The organism is Microbacterium sp. UBA3486, assembly GCF_002377845.1.
Taxonomy (GTDB): Bacteria; Actinomycetota; Actinomycetes; order Actinomycetales; family Microbacteriaceae; genus Microbacterium; species Microbacterium maritypicum_A.
This window is the reverse complement of sequence record NZ_DFQP01000011.1, coordinates 35,722-56,288: the sequence shown is the minus strand read 5'-3', so window position 1 is coordinate 56,288 and position 20,567 is coordinate 35,722. Positions and strand designations below refer to the sequence as shown.

The 20,567-nt window shown below is 68.5% G+C and carries 22 protein-coding genes and 1 tRNA gene; 7 read left to right on the top strand and 16 right to left on the bottom strand.

Annotated features, from left to right (window positions below; translation table 11 throughout):
• Positions 1 to 27 precede the first annotated feature (27 nt).
• Positions 28 to 708, top strand: a complete 681-nt coding sequence (locus B2869_RS01500) for a YqaJ viral recombinase family protein (RefSeq protein WP_029267314.1) — start codon at positions 28 to 30, stop codon at positions 706 to 708.
• 29 nt (positions 709 to 737) lie between these two features.
• Here B2869_RS01500 and B2869_RS01495 read toward each other — a convergent pair whose 3' ends face one another.
• Genes B2869_RS01495 through B2869_RS01475 form a run of 5 tightly spaced genes read right to left on the bottom strand, consistent with a single transcriptional unit; the run spans position 738 to position 3,768 of the window.
• The gene (locus tag B2869_RS01495) at positions 738 to 1,235 is read right to left on the bottom strand and encodes a hypothetical protein (protein WP_167255645.1); all 498 of its coding nucleotides are present in this window, start codon (positions 1,233 to 1,235) and stop codon (positions 738 to 740) included.
• On the bottom strand, positions 1,232 to 1,882 hold the full coding sequence (locus tag B2869_RS01490; protein ID WP_292761884.1) for a hypothetical protein: 651 nt from the start codon (positions 1,880 to 1,882) through the stop codon (positions 1,232 to 1,234). The genes B2869_RS01495 and B2869_RS01490 overlap by 4 nt, the downstream gene beginning before the upstream one ends.
• On the bottom strand, positions 1,879 to 2,496 hold the full coding sequence (locus tag B2869_RS01485) for a signal peptidase I (protein WP_292761882.1): 618 nt from the start codon (positions 2,494 to 2,496) through the stop codon (positions 1,879 to 1,881). The genes B2869_RS01490 and B2869_RS01485 overlap by 4 nt, the downstream gene beginning before the upstream one ends.
• Before the next feature lie 26 nt (positions 2,497 to 2,522).
• Positions 2,523 to 3,140: a SipW-dependent-type signal peptide-containing protein gene (locus B2869_RS01480; RefSeq protein WP_292761880.1), complete on the bottom strand. Its 618-nt coding sequence runs from the start codon at positions 3,138 to 3,140 to the stop codon at positions 2,523 to 2,525.
• Between the two features lie 7 nt (positions 3,141 to 3,147).
• Positions 3,148 to 3,768: a SipW-dependent-type signal peptide-containing protein gene (locus tag B2869_RS01475; RefSeq protein ID WP_292761878.1), complete on the bottom strand. Its 621-nt coding sequence runs from the start codon at positions 3,766 to 3,768 to the stop codon at positions 3,148 to 3,150.
• A gap of 279 nt (positions 3,769 to 4,047) precedes the next feature.
• Here B2869_RS01475 and B2869_RS01470 point away from each other — a divergent pair, with 279 nt between their 5' ends.
• Both B2869_RS01470 and B2869_RS01465 read left to right on the top strand, forming a co-directional pair.
• Positions 4,048 to 5,769: an MDR family MFS transporter gene (locus B2869_RS01470; protein WP_292761876.1), complete on the top strand. Its 1,722-nt coding sequence runs from the start codon at positions 4,048 to 4,050 to the stop codon at positions 5,767 to 5,769.
• Positions 5,756 to 6,244: a MarR family winged helix-turn-helix transcriptional regulator gene (locus B2869_RS01465; protein WP_292761874.1), complete on the top strand. Its 489-nt coding sequence runs from the start codon at positions 5,756 to 5,758 to the stop codon at positions 6,242 to 6,244. Before B2869_RS01470 ends, B2869_RS01465 begins: the two co-directional genes overlap by 14 nt.
• Here B2869_RS01465 and B2869_RS01460 read toward each other — a convergent pair.
• On the bottom strand, positions 6,183 to 7,127 hold the full coding sequence (locus B2869_RS01460; protein ID WP_292761872.1) for a LysR family transcriptional regulator ArgP: 945 nt from the start codon (positions 7,125 to 7,127) through the stop codon (positions 6,183 to 6,185). The two genes, B2869_RS01465 and B2869_RS01460, sit on opposite strands and share 62 nt — an antisense overlap.
• Positions 7,128 to 7,197: 70 nt before the next feature.
• Between B2869_RS01460 and B2869_RS01455 the strand changes: the two genes are divergently transcribed.
• On the top strand, positions 7,198 to 7,857 hold the full coding sequence (locus tag B2869_RS01455) for a LysE/ArgO family amino acid transporter (RefSeq protein ID WP_292761870.1): 660 nt from the start codon (positions 7,198 to 7,200) through the stop codon (positions 7,855 to 7,857).
• A 7-nt stretch (positions 7,858 to 7,864) separates the two neighbouring features.
• On the opposite strand, the gene B2869_RS01450 is transcribed toward B2869_RS01455, so the two are convergent.
• From B2869_RS01450 to B2869_RS01410, 9 genes are all read right to left on the bottom strand, one after another.
• A complete protein-coding gene (locus B2869_RS01450; RefSeq protein WP_292761868.1) occupies positions 7,865 to 8,221 on the bottom strand; it encodes an iron chaperone in 357 nt (118 codons plus the stop codon).
• A 48-nt stretch (positions 8,222 to 8,269) separates the two neighbouring features.
• Complete coding sequence (locus B2869_RS01445; protein WP_292761866.1) at positions 8,270 to 9,073, bottom strand: amino acid ABC transporter ATP-binding protein; 804 nt, start codon at positions 9,071 to 9,073, stop codon at positions 8,270 to 8,272.
• Complete coding sequence (locus B2869_RS01440; protein ID WP_292761864.1) at positions 9,060 to 9,725, bottom strand: amino acid ABC transporter permease; 666 nt, start codon at positions 9,723 to 9,725, stop codon at positions 9,060 to 9,062. Before B2869_RS01440 ends, B2869_RS01445 begins: the two co-directional genes overlap by 14 nt.
• A 3-nt stretch (positions 9,726 to 9,728) precedes the next feature.
• Positions 9,729 to 10,550: an amino acid ABC transporter substrate-binding protein gene (locus B2869_RS01435; protein ID WP_292761862.1), complete on the bottom strand. Its 822-nt coding sequence runs from the start codon at positions 10,548 to 10,550 to the stop codon at positions 9,729 to 9,731.
• A gap of 209 nt (positions 10,551 to 10,759) precedes the next feature.
• On the bottom strand, positions 10,760 to 11,449 hold the full coding sequence (gene rplA / locus B2869_RS01430) for a 50S ribosomal protein L1 (protein WP_021201063.1): 690 nt from the start codon (positions 11,447 to 11,449) through the stop codon (positions 10,760 to 10,762).
• Positions 11,450 to 11,460: 11 nt separating this feature from the next.
• Complete coding sequence (rplK, locus tag B2869_RS01425) at positions 11,461 to 11,892, bottom strand: 50S ribosomal protein L11 (RefSeq protein ID WP_017829145.1); 432 nt, start codon at positions 11,890 to 11,892, stop codon at positions 11,461 to 11,463.
• A gap of 229 nt (positions 11,893 to 12,121) precedes the next feature.
• On the bottom strand, positions 12,122 to 13,165 hold the full coding sequence (gene nusG / locus B2869_RS01420) for a transcription termination/antitermination protein NusG (RefSeq protein WP_021201064.1): 1,044 nt from the start codon (positions 13,163 to 13,165) through the stop codon (positions 12,122 to 12,124).
• Positions 13,166 to 13,205: 40 nt separating this feature from the next.
• Complete coding sequence (gene secE, locus B2869_RS01415) at positions 13,206 to 13,478, bottom strand: preprotein translocase subunit SecE (protein ID WP_021201065.1); 273 nt, start codon at positions 13,476 to 13,478, stop codon at positions 13,206 to 13,208.
• A gap of 40 nt (positions 13,479 to 13,518) precedes the next feature.
• Positions 13,519 to 13,591: transfer RNA gene (locus B2869_RS01410), tRNA-Trp, on the bottom strand.
• Positions 13,592 to 13,765: 174 nt separating this feature from the next.
• Here B2869_RS01410 and B2869_RS01405 point away from each other — a divergent pair.
• A complete protein-coding gene (locus tag B2869_RS01405) occupies positions 13,766 to 15,610 on the top strand; it encodes an HSP90 family protein (protein ID WP_422655921.1) in 1,845 nt (614 codons plus the stop codon).
• Between the two features lie 23 nt (positions 15,611 to 15,633).
• On the top strand, positions 15,634 to 18,432 hold the full coding sequence (locus B2869_RS01400; RefSeq protein ID WP_292761852.1) for a hypothetical protein: 2,799 nt from the start codon (positions 15,634 to 15,636) through the stop codon (positions 18,430 to 18,432).
• 41 nt (positions 18,433 to 18,473) lie between these two features.
• Here B2869_RS01400 and poxB read toward each other — a convergent pair whose 3' ends face one another.
• Positions 18,474 to 20,198 carry a ubiquinone-dependent pyruvate dehydrogenase gene (gene poxB, locus B2869_RS01395; protein WP_292761850.1) on the bottom strand — a complete coding sequence of 575 codons (1,725 nt, stop codon included), beginning with the start codon at positions 20,196 to 20,198 and terminating at the stop codon, positions 18,474 to 18,476.
• Between the two features lie 182 nt (positions 20,199 to 20,380).
• On the opposite strand from poxB, the gene B2869_RS01390 reads away from it, so the two are divergent.
• Positions 20,381 to 20,551, top strand: coding sequence for a hypothetical protein (locus tag B2869_RS01390; RefSeq protein WP_167255625.1), 171 nt, complete (start codon positions 20,381 to 20,383; stop codon positions 20,549 to 20,551).
• Positions 20,552 to 20,567: the final 16 nt, after the last annotated feature.

Sequence of the window (20,567 nt, the reverse complement as noted above, 5' to 3'; positions counted from 1 at the left end):
GTCGGCGCGCGGGGTTAGGCTCGAAGGGTGACACCGGAACTCTCTGCACGCATCGTCGCGGACTCCCGCGACCGCGTGGCATGGTTGCGAGCCCGCTCGCGGGGCATCACGGCCACCGACGTGGCAGGTCTCACCTCGGAGAAGTCGATCGCCCGCGCGGCCGACTCCAAGCTCGGCGGCGGACCCCGCTTCGGCGGCAACGCCTACACCGATCATGGTCGACGACGCGAGCCCGAGATCGCGGCATGGGTCGCGGCCACCCATGGCATCCTCCCCTCCTCCGCACTGTTCCGCGCCGAGGTCGAGCACCGGCACCTGGCCACCCCCGACGGCATCGCGGTCGACGCCGACGGACGCGTGAAGCTCGCCGAGATCAAGACCACGAACAAGGCGTTCCGGGGCATCCCGCGCACCTACCTCCGTCAGGTGTGGTGGCAGCAGCACGTGCTCGGCGCCGAGCGGACCCTGTTCGTCTGGGAAGAGCACGTCGACTTCGCCCCGATCCACGATGAGCCGCGCTGCGTGTGGATCGACCGCGACGACCGCGAGATCGCGAAGCTCGTCGGCCTCGCCACGGACCTCATCGATGAGCTCTACCGACGCACCACCGGCCAGCAGGTTCCGAGCCGGGTGATGGATGCCGCCGCGAGCCGGCGCGAGCAGCTCCGTGAACGCGACGCGTTCCGCGCGCTGGCCCTCGCCGACTGATCCGACCCCCGCCGGGGCCGAGCCGGGCCTCACGTGCAGGTGTTGTTGCCACCGAGACCGAGCAGACCACCGACCGAGAGCGTGCGTGTCGCGGCCGGTGAGACCCACGACGTTCCGGCGTAGATCGTCTCGACCTTCACCGCATTGGACGATCCGAGAAGACTCCCCAGCAGCGTGTTCAGCAATCCGGAGCTGATCGTGGACGAGTAGGTGTAGGGGCCGGATCCGCTCTGCGTAACGTTGCTGTTGTCGACGACGACGTTGTTGATCGACAGCCGCTGCTGCACGGTCAGGTAGGGCGATGTCCACGTGATCGTGAAGCCGGTGAACGTGCCGAGGAAGCTCGTCACCGTGCACGAGGTGACCACGGGGGTGGCCAGGGTCGCTGCGGTGAACGTGCGCGTCGCATACTCGCTGTCGGTGAATGCGGCGTCGGTGACCTGCACAGCGGGCGTCGAGGCGACGCCGACGAGCACGACGAGGCCGAGGGCCCCTGCCAGGATGCGTGCGCGCGTCGGCCGCCTCATCGTCGACTCCGCGTCTCTGACGTCGCGCGTCGAGGCCGACCCGCGAGTGCGATGCCCGACGCCACCAGCGCCGAGCCGGCCATGACCGCCCACGGCATGCCCGGTGGCAGCCCCGTCGTCGCGAGGCCGCCGTCCGACCCCACGATCACCGTCTCGCCCGCCCCCTGCGCGTGCACGCGCACATCGGTACTGCCCGCGCCCGCACCCCCGGAGGGATCCAGGAAGATCGCGAGGCGAAGATGCGCCGTCTCGGTGTCGGCGACCTGTGCGAGCGGGATCTCGACCCCGTCGCGCGGGATGCTCCACGCCGTGCGAAGCGTGGCGGCACCATGGGGACATCCGGCGTCGGTCCATTCCTGCAGGCACAGGGAGACGTCGAGGAGCAGCTGTGCATCACCCGTCGCGCTGACCGCGATCCGCACGACCCCCGGATCCGGGGCATCGGCACTCACCGCGATGTCCCATTCCACCGGCTGTCCCGGCAGCAGGCTGCCGGCTGCCGTCCAGTCCGCGATCGAGACGAGGCGCAGGACCGACCCCTGGATGATCTGCGTCGTCGGCGCGCCCCACGCGGCCGTCGGCATCGTGACCACCGGCATCGTGACCGCGAGGACGGCGAGCAGGACGACGGCGAGCGCGCGCCTCATGGCCCGTTCCCGTCGGGATCGCGCCCGGACCGATGCTGCCCGCGCGGCCAGAACGCCCAGACGACCAGCGACGTCGCCGCAACTGTCAGAGCTCCCAGCACGATCGGGTTCCCCATGCCCGCGACGACGAGCGCGATACCGGGAACGGAGAACAGCACCTTCCGCACCGATGTCACCGGGTAGGGGAAGGGATCGTCTGCGGCGTTCGCGTCGCCACGCATCGTGATCACGCGTTCATCCGCGCTCGCTCCCCGGACGATCGTGGTGACGCGGTGGGTCACCGGCAGCTCCCCTTCGCGGTCGACGGTCACGACGTCGCCGACCTCGATCTCCGTCGCCGGGACGCGCTGCACCACCGCGACGGAGCCCGCGGGGATCGTCGGGGACATCGACCCGGTGCGGAACATGATGAGCGTGATCTGCGCCGTGAAGGCGAGCACGACGAGCAGGATGCAGATCGCACCGGCGACCGCGGCCATCCAGAGCAGCGCGTCGCCGATCACACGCCCCGGCCGCATGCCGGTATGTACCCTCGCCGCGGTCGCGTGGGGTTCGACCGCGGCGAGGGACGTCTCTTTCTCGCGCAGGCTCCTTCGCGTCATGGGGGTCGTCATCTCGTCCTCCTCCCTGCCATCCGCGCCTACGACGACGTTCCGAGGAGCTGCCAGGTCTGCGTCATCGTGAGTCCCTGCGCGGCGTTCGGGGCCGTCGTCGGGAGGGTGACCGCGAAGCAGTAGTTGACCTGAGCCGCACCGTTCGCCGTCACCGCCTGCGTCCCCGAACCCCCGGCGGTGAGCGCCGACCCGTCCGCGACGACGGCCGTCCCCGCCGCGTACGTGGTCGCGTTGCAGGTGGTGCCCGCGATCGTGCGCACACCGTAGGTGAGATACGTCGCGAGCCCCGTGCCGCCGGGTGTTCCCGCGGTCAGCTGGAGGTTTCCCGCCACCGAGGGGTTCGCCGTCTTCACGCTGAACAGCGCATACGTCGCGTTCCCCGGCGCCATCGCGGTGGGCGCGAGCTGGAAGTTCAGGGTCGCCGCCGCGCCCGTGGTGGCGTGACTCGAGAACGTGGAACCGTCGACCGCTCCGACGATGTCGAATCTCCCGGCCGTGAAGCTGGCGGATCCGTACTCGGAGTCGTTCCAGGCGGCGAGGGTGGCGGCGACGCCAATGCCGAGCACGAGCCCGCCCGCGAGGACGGCTCTCAGCCGACGGGAGCGCAGCTGCCGCCTCTCCCGCACATCTCTGCGGGTGACCATCACATGCTCAGTTCGTCGACGTGGCCGTGAACTTCCAGGTGGCGTTGGTCACCAGGCTCGGCGTGAGCGACGCATCCGCCGTCACCTTGAAACACAGCTGCACCGCTGTGCCGGGCACGGCCGAGGTGCCGCCGGCCGTGAGCGGAACCTGCGTCACGCCGGTCTGCACATCGAGCGTCGCTCCGGTCGCGATGGGCGTACCCGTGGCACTCGCCGCGTTGCACGCGGCGCCCGGTGCGAGCTGGTAGATCGAGTACGACAGATGACCGGTGTTCGAACTCGCGGCGGGGTCGGCCGTCGTGCCGTCGGCGACGAGGTTCGCTCCGCTCGTGGTGCCGGCTGCGAGGCGCACCCAGAATCCGGCGTAGACCGAACTCGTCGGCGACATGTTGCCCACGAGCCCCGCCGGCAGGGTGAAGGCGAGAGTCGCCGCGGTGCCGGCGGAGTTGTGGTCGGCGTACGCGGTGCCGTCGGTGGACCCCTGCAGATTGAATGCGCCCGCGGTGAACGTGCCGTTCGCGAACTCGGAGTCGTTCCAGACCGCGAGCGTCACTGCGGTGCCGATGCCGAGCACGAGTCCACCGGCCAGTACCGCCAGGACCTTGCGCTGGGTTGCCTTGGTTGCCATGTCGCTTCCCCCTCAGGAATTCGTGAACCACGCGAATGCCTGTCGTCCGGTCGCCCCTCAACGACCCCGCATCCGCGCGTTTGCGCCATCCTCTCCCCGCCTCATCCGCAGAACAAGGCGATTTCGCGCACGACATTCGCTCATCCCGCGCAGATCCGAATCCCTCTCGAAGATCGTTGACGTATATCAACGATCGGCGTATAGTTGACGCAGTTCAACCATCTCGTGCGCGCCAGAGCTGTCGCAGCATCTCCACCACCCTTCTGCGAAAGGTCACGCATGACCACGGATTCCCCCGTCAAGATGACGCATCGCCAGGTGCTCGAAGCCCTCACCGGCCTCCTCCTCGGCATGTTCGTCTCGATGATCGCCACCACGGTGGTCTCCACCTCGATGCCGGTCATCGTGCACGACCTCGGCGGCGACCAGGCCGCCTACACCTGGGTCATCACGGCGACGCTCCTCACCACCGCGATCTCGACCCCGATCTGGGGCAAGCTCGCCGACCTGTTCAATCGCAAGCTGCTGATCCAGATCGCGATCATCGTCTTCGTCGGAGCGACCGCTGCGGCCGGATTCGCGCAGGACACCAACACCCTCATCGCCTTCCGCGCCATCCAGGGCATCGGCGGCGGTGGGCTCGCCGCTCTCAGCCAGGTCATCATGGCCGACATCATCAGCCCGCGCGAGCGCGGCCGCTACATGGGTCTGTTCGGTGCCGTGATGGCTGTCGCCACCGTGGGCGGCCCGCTGCTCGGCGGATGGATCACCGACGTCGCCAACTGGCGCTGGAACTTCTTCGTCGCCCTCCCCTTCGCCGTGGCCGCACTGATCATCCTGCAGAAGACTCTGCACATCAGCACCGAGCGCACCCGCAAGGTGTCGATCGACTACGTCGGCATCGTGCTGCTGTCGGCCGCCGTCTCGCTGATCCTCATCTGGATCACCAACGCCGGCTCGACGTTCGACTGGTGGAGCACCGAGACCGTGCTCATGGTCGGCGGCGCCATCGTCTCGGCCATCGCCTTCATCATCGTCGAGCTCAAGGTGCGCGAGCCGCTCATCCCGCTCACGCTGTTCCGCGGCCGCACCTTCACCCTCTCGGTGCTCGCGTCGATCTCGATCGGCGTCGCGATGTTCGGCACCTCGGTGTACCTCGCGCAGTACATGCAGCTCTCCCGCGGTGCGACGCCGACCGAGGCCGGGCTCATGACCCTGCCGATGATGGCCGGCCTCCTGATCTCGTCGATGGTCATCGGCCAGCTCGTCACCCGTTTCGGCAAGTGGAAGGGCTACCTGATCCTCGGGTCGGTGCTGCTGATCGCGGGCTCCGTGATGCTGTCCACGTTGCACTACGACACGAACTTCGTCCTCGTCTCGATCTACATGTTCGTGATGGGCGCGGGCGTCGGCATGACCATGCAGAATCTCGTGCTCATCGTGCAGAACGTCGCGAAGCCCAGCGAGATGGGCGTCGCGAGCTCGGGCGTGACCTTCTTCCGCAGCCTCGGCGGCACGATCGGCGTCTCCGTCATGGGCGCCGTGCTCGCGAACAGCCTCACCGGTCTGTTCAGCGACGGCAAGGAGCGCATCGGGGCAGCGATCGCCCAGCTCGGCGACAAGGGCGCCGAAGTCGCCGCACAGCTCTCCAGCGGAACGCTGCCGGAGGTCCGCCTCCTCCCCGAACCGGTGCGCTCGATCATCGAGGACTTCTACGCCCAGGCCATCTCGCACGCGTTCCTGATCGGCATCCCGCTCGCGGTGATCAGCCTCATCGCGATCCTGTTCCTGCCGAACCGACCGCTGACGACGATGACCACGACCGAGCGCGCCCAGGCGGACGCCGCGAAGAAGAAGCCCGTCGACGACAGCGTCGACGGCGCGGTCGACGTGGCGATCGCCGACGCGACTGCGCTCTCCGGTGCCCCGACGACCGGCACCGTGACGGTCGTCGACCGCGCCGGTGACCGTGGAGACGGCGCCTCCGATGCCCGACGCTGAGAACGACGCCGACACCCCGGAGGCGCGGGCCGAAGCGGTCCGCGCCCTCGAGGCGGAGTTCAGTGAGCTGATCACGCACTTCCGCCGCGTCATCACCGAGAACGCCCATCGGGTGAGCCCCGGTCTGCTGCCCGGCGCCTACAAGATCTTCACGACGATCGCCCGATGCGAACGGGTGACCGTGTCGACGCTGTCCGAGCGGATGCTCATGGACAAGGGACAGGTCAGCCGCACGGTGCGCGAGCTGGAGGAACTCGGTCTGATCGAACGCACCGCCGACCCCGCCGACGGCCGTTCGTCCCTCCTGGAGCTCACGCCCCTCGGCACGGAGCGGTTGTCAGCGGCTCGACTGCCGCAGGAGGGCCTGCTGCTGCGCACGCTCGAGCAGTGGAGCCTCACCGACATCGGCAACCTCACCCGGTTGCTGCACGCCCTCGGTTCGGGCGTGACGCCGGGTTCGTCCGCCGCCGAATGATCGGGGCGCCGCCGAGCACACGCCGGGCCTCGGTGGCGACCTCCACGGCGATCGTGTCGAGCAACTCCGAGCGCAGGTTCCACTGCTGCCAATAGAGCTGCACGCGCAGGGTCGGTCCCCCCAAAGGCACGAGCCCAGCCGACTCCTGCAACAACGGCACCATCCCCCAACCGAGCCCCAGGGTGACGGCGAGAGCGTAGTCATGGGATGCGGGAACGTAGTGCCGCGGAACGCCCTCCTGCGCGACCGCCATCGCCCGAAGCCATTCGTGCTGCAGGGTGTCCCTCCGGTCGAAGTCGACGAACGGGGCTGCGGCCAGCGCGGTCGAGGTCGGCCCGTCCGGGAACCAGCGCGCCGCGAAACCCGGCTCGGCCATCGCCCGGTATTCCAGCACCCCGAGCGGTGACACCGAGCATCCGGAGACCGGAGACTCCTCGCTCGTGACGGCAGCCATCACCGTTCCCGATTCCAGGAGACGTGCGGTGAAGTTCTGGTCATCGCGGTGCAGGTCGAAGTCGATGTCGTGCGCGGCGGACAGGCGCGCGAGCGGAGTGAGGAACCAGGTCGCCATCGAGTCGGCGTTGACCGCGAGGGGGATGCTGATCCTGCGCGCGGCGCCGGCCTCGTCGATACCCACGCCGGCCAGCGCATCATGCTCCAGCAGAGCGACCTGCCGCGCCAGACGGACGACCGCCTCCCCCGCCTGCGTCAGCCGTGCGGGCTTGGTGCGCACGACCAGGATGCGCCCCAGCTGCTGCTCGAGAGTCTTCAACCGCTGACTCACCGCGGAAGGAGTGATCTGCAGTCGCCTCGAGGCGGCATCCAGTGTCCCCTCGTCGACGATGGCGGCGAGGGTGGCCGCGAGTTCGGGATCGATTCGCACATCAGCGATGCTAATGGTTCGGTAGAAATCTTCGCTTCTCTTGATGTCCGGCCGTTCCTAGGCTGTATCCATGCTCACGGTTCTCGCCGGCCTCGGCCTCGGTCTCTCCCTCATCGTCGCCATCGGCGCGCAGAACGTCTTCGTGCTGCGTCAGGGGATCCGCCGCGAGCACGTCCTCGCCGTCGTGATCATCTGCGCCCTCTCCGACGCGGCTCTGATCGCGGCCGGTGTCGCCGGACTCGGTTTCGTGATCTCCGCCGCCCCCTGGCTGGTGTTCGTCGCACGATGGGCGGGCGCACTGTTCCTTCTGGCCTACGGCATCCTGGCTGCACGCCGGGCCTGGCGCGGCGGAGAAGAGCTCGACGTCGACACCGCCGACGTCCCCGCGTCGGCATCGGGCGAGGGCGGCTCGACCCCCACGCTCACCGCCACGCGTCTGGCGCCCGTGGTCCTCACCACCCTCGCACTCACGTGGCTCAACCCTCACGTGTATCTCGACACCGTGCTGATGCTCGGATCGATCGCGGCCACCCACGGCGACGAGCGCTGGCTGTTCGCGGGCGGGGCGATCGCCGCCAGCATCCTGTGGTTCACGGCGCTGGGGTTCGGCGCCCGCTATCTGGGGCGCTGGTTGCGCACCCCGCGGTCGTGGCGCATCCTCGACGCCGTGATCGCCGTGATCATGATCGCGATCGCGATCAGCCTCGTGCTGCCCGTGCTGGGTGCCTGACGCGGCCTCAGGCTCCGTCGATCTGCGCGAGCCGAGCGCGGACGAGGCTCTCGAGCACGGCGCGTGGGATCGGATGCTCGGGTTGGAAGCGGATGGTGCCTTTGTCGACGCTGACGCCGGGATGCCCCTCCAGATCGTCCGCGACGGCCGCGACGGCATCCGGGCTGAACGGGTAGATGCCGATGTGCTTCTTGGCGCGCATCACCGAGAGCAGCGGCTTGCCGCCGTGCACGAGCGCGGGCATGCCGTAGCCCTTGCCCTGCTCGGACTCCGGCGCCTCCTGACGCGCGACCGCGTAGACCCGATCGATCGCCTCACGATCCGCCGTGGTGAGCTCTGCCAGGTAGTCGTCGATGGTTCCCACGAGGGCATCCTGCCACCGATCGACGCGCAGGGCGAGGACCGAGCGCGATCAGACGCCGTCGAGCGGACGCATGATGCGGGTGAGGAAACGCTTCGTGCGCTCGTGCTTCGGCGCGCTGAAGATCTCGGCCGGCGGCCCCTGCTCCACGACGACGCCGCCGTCCATGAACAGCACGTGATCGGCGGCTTCGCGCGCGAAGCTCAGCTCGTGGGTGACGACCGCCATGGTCCAGTTCTCGTCCGCGAGCTCCTTGATCACGAGCAGCACTTCGCCGACGAGTTCCGGATCGAGCGCACTGGTCGGCTCGTCGAACAGCAGCAGGTCGGGTTTGAGCGCGAGCGCGCGCACGATTCCCACGCGCTGCTGCTGTCCTCCGGAGAGTTGGTGCGGGCGGGCATCCGCCTTGTCGGCCAAACCGACCCGGTCGAGCAGCGCGAGCGCCTCGGCCACCACCTCGGCCTTCGGACGCCCCTGCACCCGCCACGGCCCCTCGATGACATTCTCGAGCACCGTCAGGTGCGGGAAGAGATTGTGGTGCTGGAACACCATCGCCGAGCGGTCGCGCAGCGCGAGCCGCTTCTGCTTCCGGACGCGGGGCGAAGGCCTCGCCTCCGGCGCGAAGTCGATCTCCGGCCCGCCCGCGACCACGATCGTGCCGGCGTCCGGTGTCTCGAGCCCGTTGAGCGCACGGAGCACGGTCGTCTTACCCGAGCCGCTGGGGCCGATGAGCACGACGACCTCGCCACGGTGCAGAGTCAGATCGATGCCGCGGAGCACCTCGTTGTCACCGAAGCTCTTGTGCAGGCCACGGGCGGTGAGCAGCGCCTCTGAAGTGTTGTCAGTGCGCGACACGACTGTCGAGCCTCCTCTCGAGGGCGCTCTGTCCGAACGACAGCACCAGGCAGAACACCCAGTAGACCAGCGCCGCGGCGAGGTAGAGCACCATGAACTCGTAGGTCGTCGACGCGATCTGCTGGGCCACCTTGAACAGCTCGGTCACGAGGATCAGCGACGCGAGCGAGGTGTCCTTCACGAGGGAGATGAACGTGTTCGACAGCGGCGGCACCGACACCCGCGCCGCCTGCGGCAGGATGATGCGCGTGAGCGTGCGCGTGCGGTTCATCCCCACGGTGTACGCGGCCTCCCACTGCCCCTGCGGGACGGAGAGGATGGCCGCACGCACCACCTCGGCGCCGTAGCCGCCGACATTGAGCGACAGCGCGATGATCGCGCTCGGCCATGGATCGATCGTGATCCCGATCGACGGCATGCCGTAGAAGATCACGAACAGCTGCACCAGCAGCGGCGTCCCCCGGATCACCGAGATGTAGAACCGCGCGACGCCAGAGAGGATCGGGTTCACGGAGATCCGCATCAGCGCGATGCCGATGGCGATGACGAGTCCCAGCGCGAACGATGCCAGTGCGAGCGGCACCGTCGCCGTCAGCCCCGCCCAGGCGATCGGCCCGAGCGAGTCGAGGAACAGCTGCCAGGGGTTCTCCATCGATTACTGCGAGACGTCTTCGCCGAAGTACTTCTTGCTGATCTCGGCCAGAGTTCCGTCCGCACGCAGCTCGTCGAGCGCCCCGTCGACCGCCGTGACGAGCGCTTCCTTGTCCTTGGTGAACGCGAAGGCCTGCTCGCCGGCATCGTCGGTCTCGGCGGCGATCTTCAGACCGGTCGGGCTGTTGGTCGTCTCGTAGTCGAGGAACGTCAGCTTGTCGTTGATGGTCGCATCGACGCGGCCCTGACGCAGGAGCTCGACGGCCTGCGCCCAGCCCTCGACGCCCTCGACCTTGGCACCCGATTCGGTGGCGAGGTCGTTCCAGTTGCTCGTGAGCGACTGTGCGGTGGTCTTGCCCTCGAGGTCGGCGAACGACGAGATCGAGTCGTCATCCTCGTTCACGACGATCACGCCGGGCGAGACCGTGTAGGGCGTGCTGAAGAGGTACTTCGCCTCACGCTCGTCGTTGATCGTGACCTGGTTGGCGATCACGTCGAAGCGTCCGGCGTCGAGGCCCGCGAAGATCGCATCCCACTGGGTCTCTTCGAACTTCACCTCGAGGCCGAGCTTGTCGGCGACGGCTTCGATGATCTCCACGTCGTATCCGGTGAGCTCGCCGGCGCCGTTGTCGCCGTGGAAGCTGAACGGGCGATACGTGCCCTCGGTTCCGACGGTGAGCGTGCCGTCCTTCGCGAGACCGTACTCCGAACTCGCGGAGCTCTCGCCACTGCCCGAGGTGCTCGCGGGCGTGCTCGACCCGCTGCAGGCGGTCAGGGCTGCGGCGGCGACGACGAGTGCGGTGACGGCGATGAGACGACGAGACATGAACCCTCCTGGGGTGTGAAGCGCGGTGCGAGTTTACGCGACCGACGCGGGAACTCCCCCACAGTACGTGGCGCTCGGCGGTTCGCCGCATCCGATGACGCTGCGTTTCGCGGGGCTGGCCTGCCCTCTCGCGGCCCCACCCCACTCTCGCGCCAGCAGGACGCAGAAACGCCCCCGGGCGAACCCGGGGGCGTTTCAGAGAGTCAGACTCAGATGGAGTTGACGTCCAGCGGGATGCCGGGGCCGAACGTGGTCGACACCGCACCCTTCTGGATGTAACGGCCCTTCGAGCTCGACGGCTTGAGGCGGACGATCTCCTCGAGCGCTGCGCCGATGTTCTCGTTCAGCTGCTCTGCGGTGAAGGATGCCTTGCCGACGACGAAGTGCACGTTGGCGTGCTTGTCGACGCGGAACTCGATCTTTCCGCCCTTGATCTCCTCGACGGCCTTGGCCGGGTTCGGAGTCACGGTACCGGTCTTCGGGTTCGGCATCAGACCACGCGGTCCGAGCACCTTTCCGAGACGACCGACCTGGCCCATGAGCTCCGGGGTGGAGACAGCGGCGTCGAAGTTGGTCCAGCCATCGGCGACCTTCTGGATGAGCTCGGCGCCGCCGACCTCATCGGCACCTGCGGCGATCGCAGCCTCGGCCGCGGGGCCGGTGGCGAAGACGATGACGCGGGCGGTCTTACCGGTGCCGTGGGGCAGGATGACGGTGCCGCGCACCATCTGGTCCGCCTTGCGGGGGTCGACGGCGAGCTTCAGCGCGACCTCGACGGTCGAGTCGAACTTCGTCGAGCCGGTCTCCTTCGCGAGGGCGACGGCCTCGGTGGGGGTGTAGAAACGGTCTGCCTCGATCTTCTCGGCGGCAGCCTTGTAAGCCTTGGACTTGGTAGCCATGATTATTCTCCTCAGCCCTCGACCGTGATGCCCATGGAACGGGCGGTGCCGGCGATGATCGAGATCGCGGCCTCGATGTCGTTCGCGTTCAGGTCGGCCTGCTTGGTCTCGGCGATCTGACGGACCTGGTCCTTGGTGATCTTCGCGACCTTGACGGTGTGCGGGGTCGCGGAGCCCTTGGGGACGCCGGCGGCCTTCTTGATGAGCTCCGCAGCCGGCGGGGTCTTCAGGACGAAGGTGAAGCTGCGGTCCTCGTAGACGGTGATCTCGACGGGGATGACGTTGCCGCGCTGCGACTCGGTCGCGGCGTTGTACGCCTTGCAGAACTCCATGATGTTGACGCCATGCTGACCGAGCGCGGGGCCGATCGGCGGCGCCGGGTTGGCTGCACCGGCGTTGATCTGAAGCTTGATCAGGCCGGTCACCTTCTTCTTCGGTGCCATTCTCTTTCCTTTCATCGAATCGGATGCCGGAGCATCCGCTTCTCCCACAGATCCGGCGGTTCCGGAACGTGGTCGTCTCCGCGCACGCCGAAGCGTCGCACAAACCACACAAGTCTACCCGATCAGGAGGAGTCCTGCGGGCCACGGCCGCTCAGCGGCGCAACGGACGCCTGCACGACGCAAGAACGGCCGCCCCGAGAGGGACGGCCGTTCTCGTGAGGCTGGGGTGTCAGACCATCTTGGTGACCTGGTCGAACGACAGCTCCACCGGGGTCTCGCGCTCGAAGAGGGAGACGAGGACCGTGAGCTTGCCGCTCTCGGGCTTGATCTCGCTGATCGAACCGGGAAGACCCGCGAACGAGCCCTCCTTGATCGTGATGGTCTCGCCGACCTCGAAGTCGACCTCGGCCGGCAGCGGACGAGCGACGGCGACGCCGCCCTTCGACGCGATGTTCTTGGCCGTGGGGACGTCCTTGACCTCGACGAGCGACTTCAGCATGTTGAAGGCCTCTTCGAAGCGCAGCGGCGTCGGGTTGTGGGCGTTGCCCACGAAGCCGGTGACACCCGGGGTGTGCCGCACGACCGACCAGGTGTCTTCCGTGAGCTCCATGCGCACCAGCACGTAGCCGGGGATGCGCACGCGGGTGACCATCTTGCGCTGGCCGTTCTTGATCTCGACCACGTCTTCCATCGGGACCTCGACCTGGTAGATCTCGTCCTCGACCTCGAGCGTCGACTTGCGCTGCTCGATGTTGGCCTTCACCTTGCGCTCGAAACCGGCGTAGGAGTGGATGACGTACCACTTGCCCGGGAGCATGCGGAGGTCCATGCGGAAGGCCTCGTACGGGTCTTCCTCGGCGTCCTCGTCGTCTTCGTCCGTCGAGGAGTCCTCGTCGGCCTGCGCGTCGTCGGCGCCGAGCTCGGGACCGTCGTAGGGAGTGACCTCGTCGGCCGCCTCCGCCTCCTGCTCGGCGACCTCTTCGGCCACTGATTCGTTGAGGACCTCAGCGGCAGCCTCAGACTCAGCCGCTTCGTCCAGGTTGAGAGCGTCGTTCACGATCGCGTCCGCCTCCGGGTCGTCGATGTCGATGTCGATGTCAGCCGTGTCATCCTCTTCGCCGTCCTCATCTTCGACGTGGACCGCGACGTGTTCGGCCGAGGTGACCGAGAGCTCTTCCTCAGCGAGGACGTTGCCCTCCTGGGCCTCGTCTTCCTCGCTGGACTGCTCTGCGGCGGTCGCCCAGTCGGCGTCGTCGGAATATCGTTCAGACACGTTGTTTTCTCCATAGCTGCGGCGCGAGCCGCGGGGGTCATCAGCCAGGGATTCCGAACACCCAGTGCGCCAAGAGCCCGAAGGCGAAGTCCAAGCCGTAGACGATGCCCATGACGATGATCACGAAGACGAGCACCACCCCGGTGAACTTGAACAGCTCCTTGCGAGTCGGGGTGACGACCTTGCGGAGCTCGGCGATGACCTGGCGGATGAACAGGGCGATGCTCCCGAAGAACCGGGAGAAGGGGTTGCCCTTCTTCTCGCGGGTGGCGCCGGCCGCGACGACCTCGCCGCGCGGTTCGTCCTGATCCATCCTGAATGTACCTTTCGTGTGTCAGCGTTGCGCTGACGCGCAGGGCGGACAGGAATCGAACCTGCAACCTGCGGTTTTGGAGACCGCTGCTCTGCCAATTGAGCTACCGCCCTAGAGACCGGGAGGTCTCGGGGTGTTCTCCCCACTCTGCCACCGTAGCCGCGATCGGAAGACCCCAGGCATGGCGAAAGAATGCAGACAACAACTGCCCCACAAGCATACGGCATCGATCCGGTCGCGCCGAACCGGGATCGCGATGGCGTGTTCTTGTTAGGCTCAGCGAGCGTATGCAGGAGGAGGGAGCGCCGGTGAGCGCTGAAGTGCAGCAGTTCCAGGTGGATCTGCGCGGAGTCGTCGATCTGCTCAGCCGGCACATCTACTCCAGTCCTCGCGTGTACCTGCGAGAGCTCTTGCAGAACGCCCGCGACGCGATCACCGCCCGCCGCGAGGTCGACGGTGGCGGCGGCCGCATCCGGATCACTCCGCTGACCGCCGAGACCGGCGAGTTCGTGCTGCGCGACGACGGCGTGGGGCTGACCGCCACGGAGGTCGCCGATCTGCTGGCGACGGTCGGCCGCAGCTCCAAGCGGGACATCTTCGACCTCCCCCGCAGCGACTACCTCGGGCAGTTCGGCATCGGTCTGCTCAGCTGCTTCATGGTCGCCGACACGATCGTCATCCGCTCGCGCAGCGCCCGCGGCGGCGCCTCGGTCGAGTGGACCGGCAGTGCCGACGGCACGTTCCAGGTGGCCGAGATCGACGAGGAGCTGCCGATCGGCACCAGTGTGCACCTCGTCCCGCGCTTCGACGCCGACGAGCTGCTGCGCCCCGCCGCCGTGCACGAGCTGGCGACGACGTTCGGGGAGTTCCTGCCGGTGCGCGTCACGATCGACGCCGCCGCCGGCGACATCGACATCACCCGAGACGCTCCGTTCCTCGACGCCGCGCAGGACCCCGAAGCGGCGGTCGGCTACGGTCGGGATCTCCTCGGCGCGAGTCCGCTCGACGTCATCGAGCTGAGCGAGCCCGCGACGGGCACGCGCGGCCTCGCGTACATACTGCCGTTCGCCCCTCCTCCCGGTGCACGCCAGGCCACGCGCATGTACCTGGGACGGATGCTGCTCTCCGAGCGCGTCGACGATGTGCTCCCCGACTGGGCCTTCTTCGTGCGCGCCGTGATCGATTCCACCGGCCTCGCTCCCACCGCGAGCAGGGAATCGCTCGTCGAGGACGCGGCGCTCGAACGCGTGCGCGAGCAGCTGGGCGCCGGCATCCGCCGCTGGGTGCTCGAGCTGGGGCTGCGCGAACCCCATCGTCTCGCGCAGTTCGTCGCCGTGCACGAGGTCGGCCTCAAATCCCTGGTGCGCCACGACGAGGAGCTCGCCCACTTCATCTCCCGCTGGTTGACGGTCGAGACGACGCACGGCACGGTGCGGGTCGGCGACCTCGTCGAGAGATACCCGCACATCCGCTATGCGCAGAGCGTGGACGAATTCCGCCAGGTGGCCGGCATCTCCCCCTCCGATGAGGTGCTCGTCAACGGCGGCTACCTCTACGACGCCGATCTGATCCGGATGCTGCCCGACCTCTACCCGCACGTCTCCGTCGAAAAGGTGGATGTCACGGGCGAACTCGATCGTCTCGATCCGCCACCCCTCGACGACCGCGATGCGGCCGTCGCCCTCGAAGCGCGCGCCGGTGCCGTGCTCGCCGCATCCGACTGCTCCGTGGTCGTCCGGTCGATCGACCGCCCCGATCTGGCCGGGCTCTACGTGGCCGACCCCGAGGTGCTGCGGGCGATCGACCGCGGACGCACCAAGGGCGTCACCGGGGCCCTCTGGGGCGGTGTGCTGGATCGCATCGACCAGACCCTGTCATCCGCCCGCGACGACGATCTGCGCGCGCGCCTGTGCCTGAACTGGTCCAATCGGGTCGTGCGCGCCCTGGTGCGTGTGCAGGACGACGCCGTCTTCGCGCGCACCGTGCAGCTCCTCTACATCCAGGCGCTTCTCGCCGGGCACCATCCGCTCGCGGACGCCGACCGGACGCTGATGACCAGCGCCCTCGCCGACCTCGTCTCACTCTCGGCCGGTCTGGAGGGCGACACCATCCCCTTCGGCGACGCCCGCTGACTCTCCACCGAAAGGTCCCCTCCATGGCACGTCCGAAGAAGCGCTTCCAGCAGCTGATCGAGGAGATCGATCGCACCCCCTGGGGGCCCGCAGAGCAGGCGCTGGTCTCCGAGGCCGTCGCCCTGGCGATCGAGATCGGCGACGAGCGGCTCGAGTACGAGGCTCGGATGCGTCAGACCGCGTCGGCGAACATGAACGGCGCCACCGACGTGATGCTCAACTCGTTCGCGTGGTGCCTCGCCCATCACGATGCCGACCCGCAGCGCTTCCCGGCCGATCTCGACAACGGCGGAGCCGATCTGATGTGGCAGTTCAAGTGGATGGCCTCGTCGCTGCGGTCCTCCCCCGCGTTCTCGCAGGAGCAGATCGCCGCCGTGCTCGACGACATGGAGTCGCACTACCGCGCCGCGGGGCTCGGCGTCAGCGGCGTGCTCACCGCGCGCTTCGAGGACGCCTGGGACGCCGGTCGCATGGACGAGGCCGAGGCGCTGCGCGTGCAGCTGGAGGCGACGCCGCGCGACGACCACAGCCACTGCGACGCCTGTGGACGCAGTCAGATCGCGGGCTTCTTCGCCGACACCGACCGCGACGCCGAGGCGATCGTGCTCGTCGAGGAGATGATCGAGGGCGGATTCTCCTGTGGAGAGGAGCCCGAGCACGCCCTCTCGCGCGTGCTCCTGCCCTACCTGCGTGCCGGACGCCTCGACGAGGCGAAGACCGCGCATCTGCGCAGCTACCGACTGGCCAAGGACAACCCCGACAACCTTCGCATCGTCGCCAACAACATCGTGTTCGCAGCCCTCACCGGCAACGAGGCGCGCGCGCTCGCACTGGTCGAGAAGCACATCTCCTGGCTCGCGCACGACGGCCTGAACGTCGACGCCCACTTCGCGGCTCTCGCGGCCCTCGCCGTGGCGCTGGACCGGGTGACGGCCGTCGGACACGGCGACACTCCCGTGCGCGGCGCGGAGTCGGCCGCCCTCGTCCCGTTCTTCGGCGAGCACGACGGCACCTGGAGCGCCGCCGAGCTCGCAGCAGCCGCATGGACCGCTGCGGAGCGGATCGGAGCGGGCTTCGACGAGCGTGACGGGACGGACGGGCACGCCCGCAGCCTGGAACGGATGCGGGCGCTGGCGGACGAGCGGTACGACGTTCCGATCCGCTCCGACGCGTTCGTCGCCGCGGCACCCACCACCACACCGGTCGACGCGGACGGATGGTTCGAGCGGGCGATGCAGCTCGCCCAGTTCGGCGCCGAGCACGAGACGCTCGAGGCCCTGCCCCGGGCTCTCGAGGTCGAGGACCCCGCGAAGCGCGCCCAGTTGCTCTCGATGCGCCTGGGCATCCTGATCGCCCTCGATCGCGCCGACGAGGCTCTGCAGCTCCTCCCGGAGCGTGTCGCCGCACTGCGTGCGGCCGGTCGCGATGTGCAGGCCGATCTCGAGGAACGTCTCGGCCTCGCGACGTTCGGGCTGAACACCCCGGAGACGACCGCCGCCCTCGAGGAGGAGATCGGCGCCTCCGAGCATCTCCCCGCCTGGACGCGCGGCGACCTCGCGATCAGCCGCGCCGCCCTGCACCTGCAGTCCGGCGAACCCGACGCCGCGCTCGATCACGCCGAGGTGGCGGCGCGGTCGTTCGCCGAGGCCGAGGACACCCGTCTGACGAACACCACGACGCTGCTGGCCATCTCGGCCGTGCTGAGCAAGGGCGACCTCGAAGCGGGGAGCGCGCTGCTCGACCGCTTCCTCGCTCAGGACGACCTCAGCGCGGGCCACCGGGCCCAGGCGCTGCAGACCCGCGCACGCGTGCGCGGCGGCGGGAACACATACCTGGAGGGCGCGGCCGATGCCGACGAGGCCTGCCGCCTGCTCGCCGAACTGGGAGCGACCCGCGCGCTCGGTGACGCGCACCTGCTTGCCGGAGCCCTCTGGGAGGACGCGGACGAGCCGGAGAAAGCCGTCTCGCGCTACCGCCTCGCCGCGCGCCTGGGAGACGAAGCCGGAGCGGACACGACCGGACTCGACTTCCGTCTCGCGCGCGCGATGCTGCGTGTCGGCGATGCAGAAGAAGCCGCAGAGCTGTTCGGCGACGTGCTGCAGCGCGAGGAGGAGGCCGACGTCCCCGCCGGCTCGCGCGCCATGACCGTGTCGATGCTCGCGCGCGCCCTGAGCGCCGCGGGCGAGTTCGGTCAGTCGGTCGGTGCGCACGGCTATGCCTCCGAACTGTTCGGGCAGGCCGAGGAGCACGCGGACCAGGCGATGTCGATGACGGAGCAGGCCAAGATCCTCGCGCGCTTCGACGAGCACGACGATGCGATCGCCCTGCTCGAGTCCGCCGCCGAGATCGTACGGCGCGCGCCCGAAGCCGTCGGCGCGCTCACCGAGGTTCTGCACAGTCTCGGCCAGGCCTACGGCGGACGCGGCGATGAGCGGGCGTTCGGGCTCTTCGACGAGGTCGCCGCCCTCGCGCAGCAGCACGAGGCCGAGTGGCTGCTCGCCGATGTGACCGACTCGCGCGCACGGGCGCTGGCCGAGCTCGGCCGTGTCGATGAAGCCGTCTCGGCTGCTCTCACCGCGGCCGACGGCTTCGCAGCGCTCGGAGACCTGGGCTCGACCGGAGGCTCGGAGCTGTTCGCGGCGCGGGTGCTCGCCGGCAACGAGCGCTCAGCAGACGCGGTCCCGGTCTACCGCAGCGCCATCGAGCACGCGGTCGGACACCCGCCGCTGTTGCAGGTGTCGGCCCTCGAGCTCGGCAACGTGCTCGAGGCGCTCGGCCGTCACGGCGAAGCCGCCGAGATCCGCGCGCGCCTGGAGAGCTGAGCGCCGGGCGGGCGAGACGGCGCCGTCGCTGGGGCGCCGTCTCAGAAGAGCTGGCGCCAGTTGGCCTTCGCGAGATCAAGGAGTTCGTCGCCGCGCCCGGACATGACCGTGCGGATCGCGTAGAGCGCGAAGCCCTTGACCTGCGCCGCCTCGATCGCGGGCGGCATGGAGAGCTCCTGCCGTTCGGTGACCACGTCGAGCAGAGCGGGACCGTCATGGGCCAGCACTTCGCGGACGGCGTCGGGGAGGTCCTCGCTCCGCTCCACCCGGCGTGCGAAGATCCCCATCGCCTCGGCGATCGCAGCGAAGCTGGGGTTGTCCAGCCCCGTCCCGTACGTCACGAAGCCGGCGGCCTTCATCTCGAGCTCGACGAAGTTCAACGATGAGTTGTTGACCACGACGGTCTTCACGGGCAGCTTGTTCTGCGTCAGGGTCAGCAGCTCGCCGAGCATCATCGAGAGGCCGCCGTCACCCGCGAGCGCCACGACCTGACGGTCGGGGTGTGCGACCTGGGCCCCGATGCCGTGCATCAGCGCATTGGCCATGGAGCCGTGCGTGAACGAGCCGATCAGTCGCCGGTTCTCGGTCATCGAGAGGTATCGCGCCGCCCACACGGTCGGCGACCCCACGTCGGCCGTGAAGATCGCAGCGTCGGCCGCGTATTCGTCCAGGAGACGGGCGAGGTACTGCGGGTGGATGGGACGCTTGCCCTTGGCCGGCACCGCCAGCTCGTCGAGCTTCTTGCGAGTCTTGCGGTAGTGCGCGGTGGCATCGTCGAGGTGCGTACGGTCGTCCTTGCGCGCCAGTCGAGGCAGCAGTGCGTCCGCCGTGGCACGCACATCGCCGACCAGCCCCAGATCGAGCGGATGCCGCTTGCCGAGCTGGGCACCACGGATGTCGACCTGGATCGTCGTCGCGTTGTCGGGGTAGAACTGCTCGTACGGGAAGTCGCTGCCCAGCACCAGCAGCGCGTCGGCGGCCTCCATGGCCCGGAAGCCCGAAGCGAAGCCGAGAAGCCCCGTCATCCCCACGTCGAAGGGGTTGTCGTACTCGATGAACTCCTTGCCGCGGAGCGCATGCACGATGGGAGCACCCAGTGTGTCGGCGAGCGCGATGACCTCGTCGTGCGCGCCCTCGACGCCGGCTCCGGCGAGGATCGTGACCTTCTTCGCGGCGTTCAACAGCGTCGCCGCCTTCTCGAGCTCCGCCGGATTGGGCACGACCACCGGGCGGGTGCGCTCGATCACGACGGCACGGTCGTCGGCGATGTCTGCCAGGGCGACGTCACCGGGGATCACGAGCACCGCGACCCCGCGCTCTTCGATGGCAGCACGCATGGCGATCTCCATCAGGCGCGGCATCTGCTTCGGATCGGCGACGTACTCGACGTAGACGCTGCACTCGCGGAAGAGCTCCTGCGGATGCGTCTCCTGGAAGTATCCGGTTCCGATCTCGGTGGTGGGGATGTGGGCGGCGATCGCGAGCACGGGAACGCGTGAGCGGTTGGCGTCGTAGAGGCCGTTGATCAGATGCAGGTTCCCGGGCCCGCAGGATCCGGCGACGACGGCGAGCTCGCCGGTGGTTGCGGCATCGGCGGCGGCGGCGAACGCGGCGGATTCCTCGTGCCGCACATGCACCCATCGGATCGTGCCGTCTTTGCGCAGCGCATCCGTGAAGCCGTTCAGCGAGTCCCCGGGAATGCCGTAGACACGGTCGATCCCGTTGGCGTGCAGAGTCTTGACGATGTTCTCAGCGACGTTTGCCATGCTTCGACCCTACGCCCGAGGCACGGGGCTGAGGCTCGTCGGACGACCGTGACAGATGTCACTCGAACTGCCGACATCCGACACTGTCGCCGCTTCGACGCGCGATCTAGCCTCGAAGCATCAGAAGAAGCCGAGACGCTCGCCGGCGCATCCGGGGTCACGGCACGACGAGAGGATGCAGAATGAGCGACTTCGCCATCGGAGACACCGTGCAGATCACCGGACCGACGATGACCGGCAATGTCGGAACCGTCGTCTCGATCGACGGGAAGCGGGGAAAGTACCTCGTGCGCATCACGGACGTGACCCAGAACTACTTCACTCCCGAGGAGTTGAAGCTCTTCTCCGCCTGAGGGCGACGAGTGGCGC